This is a genomic window from Pseudomonas sp. JAI115 (assembly GCF_014200835.1).
GTDB lineage: Bacteria > Pseudomonadota > Gammaproteobacteria > Pseudomonadales > Pseudomonadaceae > Aquipseudomonas > Aquipseudomonas putida_A.
In genome coordinates, this window is the sequence record NZ_JACHCY010000004.1 from 96708 (window position 1) to 114306 (window position 17599).

General features: G+C 61.2%; 16 protein-coding genes. 11 read left to right on the plus strand and 5 right to left on the minus strand.

All coding sequences use genetic code 11. The features are described from left to right. Positions 1-8 precede the first annotated feature (8 nt). The 4 genes from HDC30_RS11245 to ppx all read left to right on the plus strand — a co-directional run bounded on the left by HDC30_RS11245 (position 9) and on the right by ppx (position 3786). Positions 9-677 (plus strand): amino acid ABC transporter permease, encoded by a 669-nt coding sequence (locus HDC30_RS11245; RefSeq protein ID WP_183782985.1) that lies wholly within the window; start codon positions 9-11, stop codon positions 675-677. Next, the gene (locus tag HDC30_RS11250; protein WP_007968438.1) at positions 674-1324 is read left to right on the plus strand and encodes an amino acid ABC transporter permease; all 651 of its coding nucleotides are present in this window, start codon (positions 674-676) and stop codon (positions 1322-1324) included. The genes HDC30_RS11245 and HDC30_RS11250 overlap by 4 nt, the downstream gene beginning before the upstream one ends. After that, positions 1311-2048 (plus strand): amino acid ABC transporter ATP-binding protein, encoded by a 738-nt coding sequence (locus tag HDC30_RS11255; RefSeq protein ID WP_139055145.1) that lies wholly within the window; start codon positions 1311-1313, stop codon positions 2046-2048. The genes HDC30_RS11250 and HDC30_RS11255 overlap by 14 nt, the downstream gene beginning before the upstream one ends. 235 nt (positions 2049-2283) lie before the next feature. Beyond that, on the plus strand, positions 2284-3786 hold the full coding sequence (gene ppx, locus HDC30_RS11260; protein ID WP_096796121.1) for an exopolyphosphatase: 1503 nt from the start codon (positions 2284-2286) through the stop codon (positions 3784-3786). 242 nt (positions 3787-4028) lie between these two features. Here ppx and ppk1 read toward each other — a convergent pair whose 3' ends face one another. Further along, positions 4029-6254, minus strand: coding sequence for a polyphosphate kinase 1 (gene ppk1, locus HDC30_RS11265; protein ID WP_041072035.1), 2226 nt, complete (start codon positions 6252-6254; stop codon positions 4029-4031). Between the two features lie 18 nt (positions 6255-6272). Beyond that, on the minus strand, positions 6273-7286 hold the full coding sequence (gene hemB, locus HDC30_RS11270) for a porphobilinogen synthase (protein ID WP_183782987.1): 1014 nt from the start codon (positions 7284-7286) through the stop codon (positions 6273-6275). 207 nt (positions 7287-7493) lie between these two features. Here hemB and HDC30_RS11275 point away from each other — a divergent pair, with 207 nt between their 5' ends. Then, positions 7494-8144: a DedA family protein gene (locus tag HDC30_RS11275; RefSeq protein ID WP_027610469.1), complete on the plus strand. Its 651-nt coding sequence runs from the start codon at positions 7494-7496 to the stop codon at positions 8142-8144. A gap of 279 nt (positions 8145-8423) precedes the next feature. Then, positions 8424-9092 (plus strand): isoprenoid biosynthesis glyoxalase ElbB, encoded by a 669-nt coding sequence (elbB, locus tag HDC30_RS11280; RefSeq protein ID WP_183782989.1) that lies wholly within the window; start codon positions 8424-8426, stop codon positions 9090-9092. Between the two features lie 130 nt (positions 9093-9222). Here the strand turns inward: elbB and HDC30_RS11285 are convergent, their stop codons facing one another. The 3 genes from HDC30_RS11285 to HDC30_RS11295 form a co-directional block, all read right to left on the minus strand. Beyond that, positions 9223-9678, minus strand: coding sequence for a YaiI/YqxD family protein (locus tag HDC30_RS11285; RefSeq protein WP_183782991.1), 456 nt, complete (start codon positions 9676-9678; stop codon positions 9223-9225). A gap of 108 nt (positions 9679-9786) precedes the next feature. Beyond that, positions 9787-11682, minus strand: coding sequence for an FTR1 family protein (locus tag HDC30_RS11290; RefSeq protein ID WP_096796118.1), 1896 nt, complete (start codon positions 11680-11682; stop codon positions 9787-9789). Between the two features lie 86 nt (positions 11683-11768). Continuing rightward, positions 11769-12668: a LysR family transcriptional regulator gene (locus tag HDC30_RS11295; RefSeq protein WP_183782993.1), complete on the minus strand. Its 900-nt coding sequence runs from the start codon at positions 12666-12668 to the stop codon at positions 11769-11771. 128 nt (positions 12669-12796) lie between these two features. Here HDC30_RS11295 and HDC30_RS11300 point away from each other — a divergent pair, with 128 nt between their 5' ends. The 5 genes from HDC30_RS11300 (at position 12797) to HDC30_RS11320 (ending at position 17573) form a co-directional block, all read left to right on the plus strand. Further along, positions 12797-14176: a COG3014 family protein gene (locus tag HDC30_RS11300; protein ID WP_096796116.1), complete on the plus strand. Its 1380-nt coding sequence runs from the start codon at positions 12797-12799 to the stop codon at positions 14174-14176. A 241-nt stretch (positions 14177-14417) separates the two neighbouring features. Continuing rightward, the gene (locus HDC30_RS11305) at positions 14418-15812 is read left to right on the plus strand and encodes a COG3014 family protein (RefSeq protein WP_183782995.1); all 1395 of its coding nucleotides are present in this window, start codon (positions 14418-14420) and stop codon (positions 15810-15812) included. 15 nt (positions 15813-15827) lie between these two features. Continuing rightward, positions 15828-16202 (plus strand): YcfL family protein, encoded by a 375-nt coding sequence (locus HDC30_RS11310; RefSeq protein WP_027610463.1) that lies wholly within the window; start codon positions 15828-15830, stop codon positions 16200-16202. Between the two features lie 36 nt (positions 16203-16238). After that, a complete protein-coding gene (gene lpoB / locus HDC30_RS11315; RefSeq protein WP_003229365.1) occupies positions 16239-16826 on the plus strand; it encodes a penicillin-binding protein activator LpoB in 588 nt (195 codons plus the stop codon). Positions 16827-16829: 3 nt separating this feature from the next. Further along, entirely contained in the window at positions 16830-17573 is a 744-nt protein-coding gene (locus HDC30_RS11320; protein ID WP_027610462.1) for a hypothetical protein, read from the plus strand. Positions 17574-17599 lie beyond the last annotated feature (26 nt).

Below are 17599 nucleotides of genomic sequence, written 5' to 3' on the forward strand. Positions count from 1 at the left end.
GACAATCGATGGCTTATCAGTTCGATTTCATGCCGGTGGTGCAAAACACCGACCTGTTGCTGCGCGGCGCCCTGTTCACCCTGGAGCTGACGGCCATTGGCGCGCTGTTCGGGGTCGGCGTGGGCATCGTCGGCGCGCTGGTGCGGGCGTGGAACATCCGCCCGTTCTCGGCGATCTTCGGCGTCTACGTCGAGTTGATCCGCAACACGCCATTTCTGGTGCAGCTGTTCTTCATCTTCTTTGGCCTGCCATCCCTCGGGGTGCAGATTTCCGAGTGGCAGGCGGCCGTGCTGGCGATGGTGATCAACCTCGGCGCGTATTCGACCGAGATCATCCGCGCCGGCATCCAGGCGATTCCGCGCGGACAACTGGAGGCCGCTGCCGCATTGGCGATGAGCCGTTTCGAAGCGTTCCGCCACGTGGTCCTGCTGCCGGCGCTGGGCAAGGTCTGGCCGGCCCTGAGCAGCCAGATCATCATCGTCATGCTCGGTTCGGCGGTGTGTTCGCAGATCGCCACCGAGGAGCTGAGCTTCGCCGCCAACTTCATTCAGTCGCGCAACTTCCGCGCCTTTGAAACCTATGCGCTGACCACGCTGATCTACCTGTGCATGGCGCTGCTGATCCGCCAGTTGCTGAACTGGGTCGGCCGCCGCTATATCGCGAGGAGCAGCCGATGAGCGACTTCACCTTCTGGGACATCCTGCGCAACCTGCTCACCGGTCTGCAATGGACACTGGCGCTGTCGCTGGTAGCGTTCATCGGTGGCGGCATCGTCGGTCTGCTGATTCTGGTCATGCGCATCTCGAAAAACCCGTTGCCGAGCAATATCGCCCGCACCTGGATCGAGTTGTTCCAGGGCACACCGCTGCTGATGCAGCTGTTTCTGGTGTTCTTCGGCGTGGCGCTGGCCGGGATCGAGATCTCGCCGTGGATGGCCGCGGCGATTGCCTTGACGCTGTTTACCAGCGCCTATCTGGCGGAGATCTGGCGCGGTTGCGTCGAAGCGATCCCCAATGGCCAGTGGGAAGCCTCGTCGAGCCTGGCGCTGAATCCGCTGGAGCAGTTGCGCTACGTGATCCTGCCGCAGGCGCTGCGCATCGCCGTGGCGCCGACCGTGGGCTTCTCGGTGCAGGTGGTCAAGGGCACTGCGGTGACCTCGATCATCGGTTTCACCGAGCTGACCAAGACCGGCGGCATGCTCGCCAACGCCACTTTCGAACCGTTCATGGTCTACGGCCTCGTCGCCCTCGGCTACTTCCTGCTCTGCTACCCCTTGTCGCTCAGCGCGCGCTACCTGGAAAGGAGACTGCATGCCTCTGCTTAGAATTTCCGCCCTGCATAAATACTACGGCGATCACCACGTGCTCAAAGGCATCGACCTGAGCGTCGAGGAAGGCCAGGTGGTGGCGATCATCGGCCGCAGCGGCTCGGGCAAATCGACCCTGCTGCGCACCCTCAATGGCCTGGAGTCAATCAACGACGGAGTGATCGAAGTCGACGGCGAATACCTCGACGCCGCCCGCGCCGACCTGCGCAGCCTGCGGCAGAAAGTCGGCATGGTGTTCCAGCAGTTCAACCTGTTCCCGCACCTGACCGTGGGCGAGAACGTGATGCTCGCGCCGCAAGTGGTGCAGAAAGTACCGAAGGCCAAGGCGGCCGAACTGGCGCGCAAGATGCTCGAACGCGTCGGGCTGGGGGAGAAGTTCGACGCCTTCCCGGATCGGCTGTCCGGCGGACAGCAACAGCGCGTGGCGATTGCCCGGGCATTGGCGATGTCGCCGAAAGTGCTGCTGTGCGACGAAATCACCTCGGCGCTGGACCCGGAACTGGTCAATGAAGTGCTCGCCGTGGTGCGCCAACTGGCCAGGGAAGGCATGACGCTGATCATGGTCACCCACGAAATGCGCTTTGCCCGGGAAGTCGGCGACAAGCTGGTGTTCATGCACCATGGCAAGGTGCATGAGGTGGGGGATCCGAAGGTGTTGTTTGCCAATCCGCAGACGGCGGAGCTGGCGAACTTTATTGGCACGGTGGAAGCGACAGCCTGAAATAGCCCGCAGTGATGGGGCGGACGCCTTCGCGAGCAGGCTCGCTCCCACAGGGATCTCTGTTGGACCACTATGGTGAGTTCGCTGCAAAACCTGTGGGAGCGGGCTTGCTCGCGAATGGCCGCGCCGCGGTCTCAAGCTTTTATGCGCAGGATCAACGGTTTGAACCATGCGCGTTGGCGTCAGCGTTTGATCGTGGCACGATGGCGGGGTTATCGACCGAGACCCCCTGACCATGCCGCAATCCAAAGCCAAGAATCTGTCCCTGATCGCCGCAATCGACCTGGGCTCCAACAGCTTCCACATGGTCGTGGCCAAGGCCCAGAACGGTGAAATCCGCATCCTGGAGCGCCTCGGAGAGAAAGTGCAGCTCGCCGCCGGTATCGACGATGAGCGCCATCTCAACGAAGAATCGATGCAGCGTGGCCTCGACTGCCTCAAGCGCTTTGCCCAACTGATCAACGGCATGCCACTGGGCGCCGTGCGGATCGTCGGCACCAACGCCCTGCGCGAAGCGCGCAATCGCCTGGAATTCATCCACCGTGCCGAAGAAATCCTCGGTCACCCGGTGGAAGTCATCTCCGGCCGTGAAGAAGCGCGGCTGATTTATCTGGGCGTTTCGCACACCCTCGCCGACACCCCGGGCAAGCGTCTCGTGGCCGACATCGGCGGCGGCAGTACCGAATTCATCATCGGGCAGCGTTTTGAACCGCTGCTGCGCGAAAGCCTGCAAATGGGCTGCGTCAGCTTCACTCAGCGTTATTTCAAGGACGGCAAGATCACCCCGGCCCGTTACGCCCAGGCGTACACTGCGGCGCGGCTGGAGATCATGAGCATCGAGCACGCCCTGCACCGCCTGACCTGGGATGAAGCCATCGGCTCCTCGGGCACCATCCGCGCCATCGGCCTGGCGCTGAAGGCCGGCGGGCATGGCACCGGCGAAGTGAATGCCGAAGGCCTGGCCTGGCTCAAGCGTCGTCTGTTCAAACTGGGTGACGTCGACAAGATCGACTTCGAAGGCATCAAGCCTGACCGTCGGGCGATCTTCCCGGCGGGCCTGGCGATTCTTGAAGCGATCTTCGACGCCCTCGAACTGCAACGCATGGATCATTGCGAAGGCGCACTGCGTGAAGGCGTGCTCTACGACCTGCTCGGGCGCCATCACCACGAAGACGTGCGCGAACGCACCCTGACTTCGCTGATGGAGCGCTATCACGTCGATCTGGAACAAGCCGCGCGAGTTGAACGCAAGGCACTGCACGCCTTCGATCAGGTCGCCGCGGACTGGGAGCTGGATGACGGCATCTGGCGCGAATTGCTCGGTTGGGCAGCGAAGGTCCACGAAGTCGGCCTCGACATCGCGCACTACCACTATCACAAGCACGGCGCCTATCTGATCGAGCACTCGGACCTTGCCGGTTTCTCCCGCGAAGACCAGCAAATGCTCGCCCTGCTGGTGCGCGGCCATCGCCGCAACATCCCCAAGGACAAGTTCGCCGAGTTCGGTGACGACGGCGACAAGCTGATCCGCCTGTGCGTGCTGCTGCGCTTCGCGATCCTGTTCCACCACATCCGTGGCACCCAGGCGATGCCGCAAGTGGTGCTGCATGCCAAAGGCAACAATCTCGACGTGGAATTTCCGGAGAACTGGTTGGATGAAAACCAGCTGACTCAGGCTGACTTTGGCCTCGAAGCCGACTGGCTGACGCGGGTGGGGATTGTCCTCACTGTTCACTGAGTTAAATTTCAGGTGCAAAAAAGGCGATCCTTCTGGATCGCCTTTTTTATTGGGTTCGACTTGAGTGCGGGTGTGGACCTGCCCCTCACCCCAGCCCTCTCCCGAGGGAGAGGGAGCCGATCCGCGTTGTTTTCAAAGCCTGACTTCGACCCGATATTTCAGGTCGGCGTAACTCGACCATTCATCTCGGTCAGTCCCCTCTCCCTCCGGGAGAGGGTTAGGGTGAGGGCGCTTTTAAGCTGTCAGCTGCTCACCGGCAGAATCGGGCTGCCCAGGCGTTCCAGCAACGTCGCCTGCGCGCTGCGCGGGTTCTGGTTGCCGGTTGGCGTGTTGCGGATATAACGGCCATCCGACTGCAGGCTCCAGCTGTGGGTGTTGTCGGTCAGGTACAGCTCCAGCTCTTTCTTGACGCGGGTCAGCAGCTTCTTGCCTTCCACCGGGAAGCAAGTCTCGACGCGCTTGTCGAGGTTGCGCTCCATCCAGTCGGCGCTGGAGAGGAACATCTGCTCCTCGCCGCCGTTGAGGAAGTAGAACACTCGGGTGTGTTCAAGGAAGCGACCGATGATCGAGCGCACATGGATGTTGTGCGAAACCCCGGCGATGCCCGGACGCAGGCAGCACATGCCACGCACCACCAGATCGATGCGCACGCCGGACTGGCTGGCCTTGTACAGCGCGCGAATGATCTTCGGATCGGTCAGCGAGTTGAACTTGGCGATGATGTGCGCCGGTTTGCCTTCGACGGCGAACTGGGTTTCCCGGGCAATCATGTCGAGCATGCCCTTCTTCAGAGTGAACGGCGCGTGCAGCAGCTTCTTCATGCGCAGGGTTTTACCCATGCCGATCAACTGGCTGAACAATTTGCCGACGTCTTCGCACAAGGCGTCGTCGGAGGTCAGCAGGCTGTAGTCGGTGTACAGACGCGCATTGCCGGCGTGATAGTTACCGGTGCCGAGGTGCGCGTAACGCACGATTTCACCGGCTTCGCGACGCAGGATCAGCATCATCTTGGCGTGGGTCTTGAAGCCGACCACGCCGTAAATCACCACCGCACCGGCCGCTTGCAGACGGCTGGCCAGTTGCAGGTTGGACTCTTCGTCGAAGCGGGCGCGCAGTTCGATGACTGCGGTCACTTCCTTGCCGTTACGCGCGGCGTCCACCAGCGCATCGACGATTTCCGAGTTGGCGCCGGAACGGTACAGAGTCTGGCGCACGGCCAGAACATGCGGGTCTTTCGCCGCCTGACGCAGCAGGTCGACCACCGGGGTGAACGACTCGAACGGGTGCAGCAGCAGGATGTCCTGCTTGCTCACCACGCTGAAAATGTTCTCGCTGTTCTGCAGCAGTTTCGGGATCTGCGGGGTGAACGGCGTGTATTGCAGCTCCGGGTGGCTGTCCAGACCGGTGATGCTGAACAGACGGGTCAGGTTGACCGGGCCGTTGACCTGATACAGCTCGGTCTCGCTCAGGTTGAACTGCTTGAGCAGATAGTCCGAGAGGTGTTTCGGGCAAGTGTCGGCGACCTCCAGGCGCACCGCATCGCCGTAACGCCGCGAGAACAGTTCGCCACGCAGGGCACGCGCAAGGTCTTCGACATCTTCGGAGTCGAGCGCAAGGTCGGCGTTTCGGGTCAGGCGGAACTGGTAGCAGCCCTTGACCTTCATGCCCTGGAACAGGTCATCGGCGTGGGCGTGGATCATCGACGACAGGAACACATAGTTGTCGCCCGGGCCGCCGACTTCTTCCGGAACCTTGATGATCCGTGGCAGCAGGCGCGGTGCCGGGATGATCGCCAGACCGGAATCGCGACCGAAGGCGTCGATGCCTTCCAGTTCGACGATGAAGTTCAGGCTCTTGTTCACCAGCAACGGAAACGGGTGCGTCGGGTCGAGGCCGATCGGGGTGATGATCGGCGCGATCTCGTCGCGGAAATAACGGCGCACCCAGGTCTTGATCTTGGTCGTCCAGTGACGGCGACGGATGAAGCGCACCTGATGCTTTTCCAGCTCCGGCAGCAGGATGTCGTTGAGGATCGCGTACTGGCGGTCAACGTGACCGTGCACCAGCTCGCTGATCCGCGCGAGTGCCTGGTGCGGTTGCAGACCGTCGGCACCGGCCTGTTCGCGAGCGAAGGTGATCTGCTTTTTCAGGCCGGCGACGCGGATTTCAAAGAATTCGTCGAGGTTGCTGGAGAAGATCAGCAGGAACTTCAGCCGCTCCAGCAACGGATAGGACTCGTCCAGCGCCTGTTCCAGCACGCGGATGTTGAACTGCAATTGCGAAAGCTCGCGATGGATATACAGGCTGCTGTCATCCAGGCCCGGGATCGCAATCACTGGCGCCGCCGCGACGGCTTCGGTAACCGGCGCGGGTGGCGCAGGCTCGAGTTCCGGCGGGGTTTCGGTGATTTGCTCCACCACCGGTTGAGCTTCTTTTACTGCAACTTCAGTGAGTCCTTCGGTATTCATCGAATGTTCCTGGGAGGGCTATTTCTGCTCTCGTAACAATTGAGCGGCGCGGACAGCAAAGTAAGTCAGGATGCCATCAGCGCCGGCACGTTTAAAGGCGGTCAGTGATTCAAGAATTACCGCCTCGCTCAACCAGCCATTCTGGATCGCCGCCATGTGCATGGCGTATTCGCCGCTAACCTGATAGACGAAGGTCGGCACTTTGAAGGCATCTTTTACCCGGAAAAGAATGTCCAGGTACGGCATGCCGGGTTTGACCATGACCATGTCCGCGCCTTCAGACAAGTCCGCGCCGACTTCGTGCAGCGCTTCGTCGCTGTTGGCCGGGTCCATCTGATACGAGGCCTTGTTGGCCTTGCCCAGATTCGCCGCCGACCCCACGGCATCGCGGAACGGCCCGTAATAGGCGCTGGCGTACTTGGCCGAGTAGGCCATGATCCGCACGTTGACGTGACCGGCCAGCTCCAGCGCCTCGCGGATCGCCTGAATCCGACCGTCCATCATGTCCGACGGCGCCACGACCTGAGCGCCGGCTTCGGCGTGGGACAAAGCCTGTTTGACCAGTGCGTCGACGGTGATGTCGTTCTGCACGTAGCCTTCTTCGTCGAGAATGCCGTCCTGCCCGTGGGTGGTGAACGGATCGAGGGCGACGTCAGTGATCACGCCCAATTCCGGGAAACGCGCACGCAACGCGCGCGTGGCGCGCTGGGCAATGCCCTCGGGGTTCCAGGCTTCGGCAGCATCAAGGGATTTCAGTTCGACAGGCGTGACCGGGAACAACGCCAGCGCCGGGATCCCCAGCCCGACCCATTGCGCCGCTTCTTCAAGCAGCAGGTCGATGCTCAGACGTTCGACACCGGGCATCGAGGCCACGGCCTCGCGACGGTTTTCACCCTCAAGCACGAACACCGGCAGAATCAGGTCATCGACCGTCAGCACGTTTTCCCGCACCAGCCGACGCGAAAAATCATCACGACGATTGCGACGCAGGCGAGTGGCGGGAAACAGACGATTGGCAGGGGTAAAGCTCACGGCGGACTCCTGAGCCCGCGCAAACGGGCGAGCGTGACAGTTATAGACGGCCATTATGACCAACAGATTACAGTTGTGCGTACCCCGTGACATGTAGCCGCATTCCATTGTTAGCGTAGGAATTGTTCACGTCGAGACACATTTGGACACTTTCATGAATGTGTCCGAAGGGTTAGGCTGCGCGTTCATTTCGCCAGCACCCAGACAATGCTCCAACAATTTCTGCATGACTTTGGCTACTTTGCCTTGTTCCTCGGCACGTTCTTCGAAGGCGAAACCATCCTGGTGCTCGCAGGCTTCCTCGCGTTCCGTGGATACATGGACATCAACTTGGTAGTGGTCGTGGCGTTCTTCGGCAGCTATGCCGGCGATCAGCTGTGGTACTTCCTGGGGCGCAAGCACGGGCGCAAATTGCTCGCGCGCAAACCGCGCTGGCAGATGATGGGCGACCGCGCGCTGGAACATATCCGCAAACATCCGGACATCTGGGTCCTGAGTTTCCGCTTCGTTTATGGCCTGCGCACGGTGATGCCGGTGGCGATCGGCCTGTCGGGTTACCCGCCGGGACGTTACCTGCTGCTGAACGGCATCGGCGCGGCAATCTGGGCAACCGCGCTGGCGGCCGCCGCCTACCACTTCGGCGCGGTGCTCGAAGGCATGCTCGGCAGCATCAAGAAGTACGAGCTGTGGGTGCTCGGTGCGCTGCTGATTCTTGGCGTTGGTCTGTGGCTGCGCCGCCGCTTCAAGAATGCGCGACTGGCAAAACAGGTTTACGCCGATGAGCAAGCCGCAAAAGCGGCACTGCTGAATCAAGCCGAAGTGGCCAAACCTGCCGAACCGAAGACGCCAGCCGAATAACGCGCTGGCGCCTGGCGCACAGCCCTGCGCAAAGCCCGGGCTGGCCGGCTCTTTTAGTCATTTATCCCCTCTGCGCCAGCGGACTCCCGTTCGCCAGCGGCGTTCTCACGCCAAAAATCTCCTGCTCGTCACGAAGCAGGCAACCGCAAATAATGAACACCCCGCCGTTGTTGCGATCCATTTAGAAAGCGCTCCATGCAGGTGCAGCCGCCACTTGGGCCTATGGCAACGCACGACAAATTAGTGGACATTTAGCGCCATGAATCTGGAGAGAAACCCATGAGCAAAAAAGTTGCAGTGATCCTGTCCGGCAGCGGCGTGTACGACGGCGCCGAAATCCATGAAAGCGTCATCACCCTGCTGCGCCTGGATCAACGCGGCGCACAGGTGCAATGCTTCGCGCCGAACATCGCGCAATTGCATGTGATCAATCACCTGACCGGTGAAGAAATGCCCGAAACGCGCAACGTGCTGGTGGAGTCGGCGCGCATTGCCCGCGGCAACATCAAGAACATCCGCGAGGCCGACGTCGATGACTTCGACGCGCTGATCGTACCTGGCGGTTTTGGCGCCGCGAAAAACCTCTCGAACTTCGCCGTTGAAGGCGCCGGTTGCGCAGTACAGCCTGAGGTGCTGGCCTTGGCGGAAGCATTTGCCGAAGCGGGCAAACCGGTGGGCCTGATGTGCATCTCGCCGGCGCTGGCAGCGAAGATCTACGGCCCGGGCGTGACCTGCACCATCGGCAACGATGCCGACACCGCCACCGCGATGAACAAGATGGGCGCCAGCCACGAAGACTGCGCGGTGACTGACATCATTGAAGACAAGGCACGCAAACTGGTGACGACCCCGGCTTACATGCTGGCGCAGAACATCAGTGAGGCGGCTTCGGGGATCAACAAACTGGTGGATCGCGTTCTGGAGCTGACCCACGAAAACGATGTTTGATCTCTGACCGCATGCGGAGCGAAATGTGGGAGCGGGCTTGCTCGCGAAAGCGGTGTGTCATTCAAATCAATGTTGTCTGATTCGACGCCTTCGCGAGCAAGCCCGCTCCCACAGGGGAATGGCGATTATTTCAAGATTTGCGGGTCAGGCGCGTCAGGATGCGGTCCAGCGCATTGGCAAACGCCTGCTTCTCGCGCTCGCCGAACGGTGCCGGGCCGCCGCTGATCTGGCCCTGCTCACGCAGGTCGGTGAACAGGTTGCGCACCGCCAGCCGCTCGCCCATGTTCTGCGCATCGAACTCCTTGCCGCGCGGGTCCAGCGCTGCCACCCCCTTCTTCACCAGACGATCGGCCAGCGGGATATCGCTGCAGATCACCAGCTCACCAGGCACCGCGTGCTCGACCAGATAATCGTCCGCCGCATCCGGACCGCTGGGCACCACGATCAGTTTGACGATGGCCAGTCCCGGCTTGGTCTGCGGCTGCCCGGCCACCAGCACCACTTCGAACTGGCGCTTGAGGGCGAACTTCACCACCAGATCCTTGGCGGCCCGGGGGCAAGCGTCGGCATCGATCCATACACGCATGATTTTTTCCTCTTCAAAAAAGCATCGCGGGCAAGCCCGCTCCCACAAGGTTAACGCTAAACCTGTGGGAGCGTGGCTTGCCCGCGAATGTGAGCGCAGCGAATGCTGTTAAGCAGTGACCCGCTTCTTCTCCGCGATCCGACTCCGCCCGTACAGCACAACAATCGCCAGAATCGCCACGGCCTGAGCCGTCAGCGAATAGGCGTCGGCGTGAATCCCCAGCCAGTCGAATTCAAAGAACGCCACCGGTCGCGTGCCGAAGATGCCGGCTTCCTGCAGCGCTTTCACGCCATGCCCGGCGAACACCACCGACAAGGCACAGAGCAGACCGGCGTTGATGCTGAAGAACAGCGCCAGCGGCAGTTTCGCCGAACCGCGCAGGATCACCCAGGCCAGACCGATCAGCAGCACCAGTGCGGTCGCACCACCGGCCAGCACCGCGTCATGCCCGGCGGGGCCGGCCTGCAGCCACAGGGTTTCGTAGAACAGGATCACTTCGAACAACTCGCGGTACACCGAGAAGAACGCGAGGATCGCGAAGCCGAAACGCCCGCCGCCGCCGACCAGACTCTGCTTGATGTAATCCTGCCAGGCCGCGGCGTGGCGCCGGTCGTGCATCCACACGCCGAGCCACAGCACCATGACGCTGGCGAACAGCGCCGTGGCGCCCTCGAGCAGTTCACGCTGCGAGCCGCTGACGTCGATCACGTACGCCGCCAGCGCCCAGGTGCCAAGACCGGCGAGCAGCGCCAGGCCCCAACCGATGTTGACGCTGCGCACTGCCGACTGCTGGCCGGTGTTGCGCAGAAACGCGAGGATCGCCGCCAGCACCAGAATCGCTTCCAGGCCTTCGCGCAGCAGAATCAGCAGGCCGGAGATAAAGCTCAGCGACCAGCTCAGGCCATCGCTGCCGAGCAGTTCAGCAGACTCTTTCAACTTGCCCTTGGCTACGTCCAGACGCTGTTCGGCCTGCGCCACCGGCAAGCCGTCCTGCAACGACTGACGGTAGGCCATCAGCGATTTTTCGGTGTCCTTGCGCACGTTGGCGTCGACGTTATCCAGCGAGCTTTCGACCAGTTCGAAACCTTCCAGATACGCCGCCACCGACAGGTCGTAAGCCTGATCGTGATCACCGGCGCGGTACGCCGCCAGGCTCTTGTCCAGCGTGGCGGCGGTGTAATCGAGCAATTGCGCCGGGCCGCGTTTGACCTGCGGCGGTTGCGCGCGCTGGGCACGGAAGCTTGCGGCGACCTGCGGGCCTTCGGCGGCTTGCACTTCGGCCGGCGTCTGGCGTGCCAGATCAGCGATGTTGAAGGTCTTGTCGGACTTGGCCGCAGCCGGGTCGGCACTGAAACCGGCAATGTAGGTCGCCAGATCCCAACGCTGACGGTCGTCCAGTTGATCGGCGAACGCCGGCATGTCGGTGCCTTCAACGCCTTGGCCGAGGGTGCTGTAGATCGCGTACAGGCTCAGGTGATCGATGCGTGCGGCATCGCGCAGATTGGCCGGCGGCGGCGTCATGCCGAGCCCCGCCGGGCCGTCGCCGGCGCCGGTTTCACCGTGGCATACCGAGCAGTTCTGCGCGTACAACGGCGCGCCCCGGGTCGGATCGGGAGTGATGATCGGCGCTTGGCTGACTTCATACGCCACCGCCAGTTTCGCCCCCAATTGTCGGGCGTGACGCGCGACGTCGGCGCCGTCCTGTTTCGCGGTGATGGCCGCGTGCAGAGCCTCGACACCCTGCTCTAGCTCAGCCTTCTCCGGTTTGGCCGGCAGACCGCCGATCAGCCCTTGCAGCACCTGGGTGAATTCCAGTTGCTCGCGATATTCGCCGTCGTCGACGACCTTGCCCGCCTCGACCGTCGGCGGGTAGTCGGCGCTGATGTAATCGAGCAGGTGCAGCGCCTGCGGGGCGCCTTCCACGGTGTCGGCCAGCAGGTTGAAACTGCTCAGGGCAAACAGCGGGAACACCAGCCAGGCCAGGAATCGGGACGCGGCAGTCATGAATGAGTCTCAAATGGAAATGCGAAGTTACATATTGTTCACTTCGAACGCCTTTCACTCAAGCTTTGTCGACGTCTCGTGGCGTTTTAACGCAGCGCCGCGGCGCTGTTGCGGTAGTGCTCAAGCATGAATTCGACGAACACCTGCACCTTCAGCACAACGTGCCGGGCATGCGGATAGAGCGCGTAATAGTGGCGCCGCCCAAGGCTGTAGTTGGGCAGGATTTGTACCAGCCGGCCGCTGAACAGATCGTCCTGCACTGTGGCCCGGGTGAACGCGGCGATGCCAACCCCGGCCAACGCGGCGGCGTGCAGCGAACTGATCGAATCGGCCTTGAACCGGCCCTGCACGCGCACGCTGGTGGTGAGTCCACGCGTATCGGTCAGCACCCAGTCACTGCCACCGGCAAACGCCAGCAACTGCTGCTCGGCGAGTTCGCGCACCTGGCGCACCAGACCATTGCGCGCCACATACACAGGCGAAGCCACCAGCAACATGTCCGAGACAGTCAGCAACCGCGCCACCATGGATGAATCGGCCAAGGGTCCGCAGATGCGCAGGGCCACATCGAAACCCTCGGCGATCAGATCGACGAAACGGTCATCGCAGGACAGGTCCACTTCAATCTCGGGATAGCGCTGCTGAAACGCCGGCAACCAGCTCGCCAGTTCCAGCGTACCGATGACCATCGGTGCACTGATGCGCAGCACACCGCTGGGGCTTTCATGTGCCTGCCCCACCGCCAGTGCGGCTTGATCGAGGCGATCGAGAATGTCCACGCACGCCGCGTAATACTGCTGCCCCGCCGTGGTCAGGCTGAAACCTCGGGTGTTGCGATTGATCAGCCGCGTGCCCAGCTCGCGTTCCAGCTGCTGCAACTGCCGGGAGATGGTCGAGTGAGTGGTGTCGAGGCGCTCGGCAGCGGCGCTGAACCCGCGACACTCGACGATGCAACGAAACGCGCGCATGGCTTGCAGTTGATTCATTAAAGCCCCGGATCTGTTGAGCGCTGAGCGCGCAAGCCTAGCGCAATCCTTGTCCACCCGGCAGCAGCAAAGCGCCCCTATAATGCGTCACCTCCGTGCTTTTGCCGTTCAAGGAAGAACCCGTCTCCATGCGCCATTGCCTGCCGCTCTACCTGCTGCTTAGCCTCATCATGCAACTGAGTGGGTGCGCCGCTTACCGCAATTACGATCAGGAAATGCAGCAGACCATCGATCAGATGGCGCAGGGCAATCTCAACGAAGCGCTTTATCTGATGGAGCTGCACAATCCTTGGGAAGACAAGGATCTGCTGTATTTCATGGAACGCGGCGCGATCCTCAGCGCCGGCACCAACCTGCCAAAAAGCCAGGAAGCGTGGCGCAGTGCTGACCGGATGATTTTTCAGCGCGAAGAAGCCGTGCCCTCCGCAGGCATGAAGTTGCTGACCCGTTTCGGTAATGAAATGGGCACCATGCTGGTCAATGACAAGCTGCAGCGTTACGAAGGCTATGACTACGAAAAAGTCATGCTGACCACCGAAATGGCCCTCAACCAACTGGCGGAAAACGATTTCGACGGGGCCCGCGCCGACATCAAGAAAACCCACGAGCGCGAAACCCTGATCGCCCGCCAGCGGGAGCGGCAATACGAAGAGGCGCAAGAGCAAGCTACGCAACAGGGCATCACCTTGCACTACAAGGATCTGGAAGGCTATCCGGTGGCCATCCTCGATGCCCCGCAAGTGCTTGAGCTGAAGAACGGCTACCAGAGTGCATTCAGCCATTATCTGGCCGGCTTCACTTATGAAGCGCTGGGCGAACGCGCGCTCGCAGCGCCGGGGTATCGACAGGCGATCGAATTGCGCCCGGGCGTGCCGCTGCTCGAAAACGCTTTGCGCAACCTGGACAAACCCGGACCGGCAGCCGATGAAAGCGAGATTCTGATCGTGGTCCAGGCCGGTTTCGCCCCGGCACGCAGTTCGGTGCAAGTGCCGATCCCGGTGCGGCTGAACGAAAACCTGACGATTGTTGCACCGATCTCGTTCCCGCTGATGGTGCCCGACACCCTCACACCTGCCGTGACCCAGATCCTCGTCGACGGTAAAAAGCACCCATTGACCATGATTAACAGCGTGTCGGACATGGCCATCCGCACATTGCGCGATGACATGCCGGCGATCATCTCTCGCGCCATGTTCCGCGCCAACATGGCCGCCATCAGCCAGGCGCAAAAGAACGAGCGCGATCCGTCCAAGGCGTCGTTGGTGGTGACCGATCCTGATCCTTTTGAAGAGGCTGACACTAGAACCTGGCGCACGCTGCCGGACAAAACCCTGGTCGCCCGTCTGCGCCTGAAAAAAGGCCTGCACCGCGTGCGCTTTCCGTATTTTCGTGCAGAAGACGGGTTCACGGTACGCGTCGACCACAGCCATCAAGTGTTCAACCTGCGGGTATTCATGGGCCAGAACTATTACGTCGGATCGGCATTGGTCCTGCCCGAAACGCCATGAACGAAAGGTGTCAGATAAAGCAGAGGAGTAATGGCACCAAACTAACAACTGCAATTAAAAAGCTATTACATGGCCAGCATCGCCCGCTTATAATGCCGCGCCCGCGCTATAGCAACGCGGCATAAAAGCTCCTCTGGTTATGAGGAATTGGCAGGAGGCCAGCGCCACTGTCGATGGGTCACACCAGCCCGACCAGCACCGGCGGCTGATGCAGTTACTAGCTCAGGGAAGAAGTACCCCCATGGCATTGCGCACTCCCACCTTGATCGCGCTCAGCGCTGTCACTTTGCTGTCCGGCTGTTCGGCGTTTCGCAACTACGATTCGGAACTGGCCCAGACCAACCAGCAACTGGCCACCGGCAACGTCGATGCCGCGCTGAGCCTGCTGGAAAAGAACAACACCGGTCCGGACAAAGACCTGCTCTATTACTTCGAGAAAGGTGAGTTGCTGCGCGCCAAGGGCGACCTGTCCGGCAGCCAGAACGCCTGGACCAGCGCCGATCAGGTGGTTGGCCAGTGGGAAGATTCGGTCAAGCTCGATACCGGTAAATACCTGGCTCAGTTCGGCAGCTTCCTGGTCAACGACAAGGTGCGTCGCTACGAAGGCTACGACTACGAAAAAGTCATGTTGACCACGCAGATGGCCCTCAACCTGCTGGCGGTCAATGACTTCGACGGCGCCCGCACCGCGATCAAGAAGACTCACGAACGTGAAGCGGTGATCGCCGACCTGCGCGACAAGGAATACCTCAAGAGTGAGGAAGAGGCCGAGAAAGAAGGCATCAAGACTCAGTACAAGGATCTGCAAGGCTACCCGGTCGCCAGCCTCGATGCGCCAGAAGTGGTCAGCCTGAAAAACAGCTACCAGAGTGCGTTCAGCCATTACCTGGCCGGTTTCGTCTACGAAGCCCTGGGCGAGAAAGACCTGGCTGCGCCAGGCTACCGTAAAGCCGCCGAACTGCGTCCGAACACCCCACTGCTGGAGCAGGCGCTGGTCAATCTCGACAAGCCGACCAAGAGCGACGACAGCGACATCCTGATCGTGGTGCAAAGTGGTCTGGCACCCTCGCGTGATTCGATCCGCGTGCCGCTGCCATTGCCGATCTCCAACAACGTGGTGATCACCCCGCTGTCGTTCCCGATCATCAAGCCTGACACCTCGACCGCACCGTTCGCGCAGATTGGCGTCGATGGTCAGCAAGTCAACCTGACCGCCCTCAACAGCACCACCGCCATGTCGCGCCGCGCCCTGCGCGATGACATGCCGGGGATCATCGTCCGCACCACCGTGCGCGCAATCACCAAAGGTGTGGCGCAGAAGAAGATCAACGAAACCAACCCGCTGGCCGGTCTGGCCGTGGGTATTTCTTCAGCTGTGCTGGAAGGTGCCGATACCCGTACGTGGCGTACCCTGCCGGACAACACCCAGGTGGTGCGTCTGCGCTTGAAGAAAGGCGAGCACCAGGTCAGCCTGCCGAGCGCCGTCGGCGGTTCGTTGGTCAAGGTCACCGTCGATCAGCGTTATCAAGTGATCAGCCTGCGTGCCGTGGGCAATCAGGTATTTGCCGGCGGCGTCGCCGCCCATGTCATCCCGAGCGCCGGCGCGACCAACGTCGCCAGCCTCAAACAACCTTAAGAACGGAGTCTTTGCATGCGCTTGAAACTCTTCGCCGTCGCCGCTCTCGCCATCCTGGCCAGCGGCTGCGCCACCCCGCCACCACCGGAGCCGGGCAGCGCCGCGAGCAAGGTCGTGGCCATGGGCCCGCAGAAACACATTGCGGTCGGCGCCATGCGCGTCGCCCGTGAGAACGGCTTCATGACCGTCAATGTGCAGTTGACCAACACCCTCAACAGCAACAAGACGTTCTACTACCGTTTCGCCTGGCTGGGCCCGGAAGGTTTCCCGATCGCCGAGGAAGAAGTCTGGAAAAGCCAGATGATGTACGGCGCTCAGACCAGCTTCATCCAGGGCATCGCCCCGACCCCGAAAGCCGTGGATTTCCGTCTCGAACTCAAGACGCCTTAAGTCCGCCACCCTATTCCTGTTTTAGAGAGCATTCCCATGTTTGCACGCTTTTCCCTGATCGCTGTCCTCGCCCTGCTGGCTTCCGGTTGCGCCAACACCTCGCCGACCCTGGGCAGCAAGAACATCAGCTACGGCGACACCAAAGCGGTTGAAACCGTGACCAACGAATTCGGCTCGACCGACCTGCAAATGATCGCCGAATCGATGACCCGCTCGCTGGCCCAGTCCGGCATTCTGCAGGGCCGCCCGGTGGTGCAGGTTTACGACGTGAAGAACAAGACCAGCGAGTACATCGATACCCGCGAAATCACCACCAGCATCAAGACTCAGCTGATGAAGTCCGGCACCGCCCGCTTCGCCAGCGACAACACCGCGATGCAGAGCCAGGTCGACCAGCTCAAGCTGCAGAACCAGAGCGGCCTGTACAAGAAGAGCACCGTGGCCAAAACCGGCAACATGATCGCCGCCAAATACCGTCTGGAAGGTTCGATCAGCTCGATCGTCAAGCGCAGCAGCGACTACAAGGACGTCTTCTACAAATTCAGCCTGCAACTGATCGACGTCGAAAGCGGTCTGGCCGAGTGGATGGACGAAAAAGAGATCCGCAAAACTACGGAGCGTTAATTGATGCGCGCATGGATTGGCATGATGGCCCTGGCTTGCGCGTTCAGCGTGCAAGCGGCCCCGAAAGTCGCGGTAACGGATCTGGCGTATCAGGAGCGCGTGGAGCAGTACATCCACATCGTTTCGGCGCAGAACAATTACCGCGAGGGTTACTACAGCTCCAGTGGTTCGTCGAACTACAACGAGCTGGAAGCGACCACCAGCTACATCGAACAAGGTGAGCTGCGTAAATTCACCGGCGACATCAAGGGCGAGATCCTCCGCACCGGGATGTTCCAGCTGGTGCAGGGCACGCCGTACACCGCCTCGTCCAAGGGTGACGTCTACGATGTGATCAAGCGCATCAAGGCCGGCAACTTCAAGGGTGCCGACTACGTGCTGTTTGGCACCGTGTCGGACATCGACTTCACCCAGGACATGAACGAGCTGGCACACACCGACAGCTATTCGGCGGTTTTGGGCCTGACGCTGGTGGCGGATTTCAGCCTGATCAACACCAAGACCTACGAAATCACCTCGGCCTTCACGGCGATGGGCGAAGCGCAGGACACCAAACTGGTGAACGGCCGCGACATCAAGATCTCGCTGAATCGCCCTCGCGTGGTACGTGAAGTGTCGAAAGCGCTGGGTGAGGACGTGGCCGGGCAACTGAGCATGCAGCTCGGTGGCGGCGGTTACGAGCAGCCGCGTGAGGCGCAGCAGCGCAACAATCTGCCGCGTGATACCGCGCCGGTGATTTTGCACTGACCGGCTGAGTGTGGTGAGGGGATTCA

Bases quoted from the DNA above. Each gene is read 5' to 3' on its own strand.
- HDC30_RS11295 (WP_183782993.1), bottom strand. From the start codon at position 12,668: ATGAATCAACTGCAAGCCATGCGCGCGTTTCGTTGCATCGTCGAGTGT.
- ppk1 (WP_041072035.1), bottom strand. From the start codon at position 6,254: ATGAATACCGAAGGACTCACTGAAGTTGCAGTAAAAGAAGCTCAACCG.
- HDC30_RS11310 (WP_027610463.1), top strand. From the start codon at position 15,828: ATGCGCTTGAAACTCTTCGCCGTCGCCGCTCTCGCCATCCTGGCCAGC.
- HDC30_RS11320 (WP_027610462.1), top strand. From the start codon at position 16,830: ATGCGCGCATGGATTGGCATGATGGCCCTGGCTTGCGCGTTCAGCGTG.
- HDC30_RS11245 (WP_183782985.1), top strand. From the start codon at position 9: ATGGCTTATCAGTTCGATTTCATGCCGGTGGTGCAAAACACCGACCTG.
- lpoB (WP_003229365.1), top strand. From the start codon at position 16,239: ATGTTTGCACGCTTTTCCCTGATCGCTGTCCTCGCCCTGCTGGCTTCC.
- elbB (WP_183782989.1), top strand. From the start codon at position 8,424: ATGAGCAAAAAAGTTGCAGTGATCCTGTCCGGCAGCGGCGTGTACGAC.
- HDC30_RS11255 (WP_139055145.1), top strand. From the start codon at position 1,311: ATGCCTCTGCTTAGAATTTCCGCCCTGCATAAATACTACGGCGATCAC.
- HDC30_RS11250 (WP_007968438.1), top strand. From the start codon at position 674: ATGAGCGACTTCACCTTCTGGGACATCCTGCGCAACCTGCTCACCGGT.
- ppx (WP_096796121.1), top strand. From the start codon at position 2,284: ATGCCGCAATCCAAAGCCAAGAATCTGTCCCTGATCGCCGCAATCGAC.
- HDC30_RS11300 (WP_096796116.1), top strand. From the start codon at position 12,797: ATGCGCCATTGCCTGCCGCTCTACCTGCTGCTTAGCCTCATCATGCAA.
- HDC30_RS11290 (WP_096796118.1), bottom strand. From the start codon at position 11,682: ATGACTGCCGCGTCCCGATTCCTGGCCTGGCTGGTGTTCCCGCTGTTT.
- HDC30_RS11275 (WP_027610469.1), top strand. From the start codon at position 7,494: ATGCTCCAACAATTTCTGCATGACTTTGGCTACTTTGCCTTGTTCCTC.
- HDC30_RS11285 (WP_183782991.1), bottom strand. From the start codon at position 9,678: ATGCGTGTATGGATCGATGCCGACGCTTGCCCCCGGGCCGCCAAGGAT.
- HDC30_RS11305 (WP_183782995.1), top strand. From the start codon at position 14,418: ATGGCATTGCGCACTCCCACCTTGATCGCGCTCAGCGCTGTCACTTTG.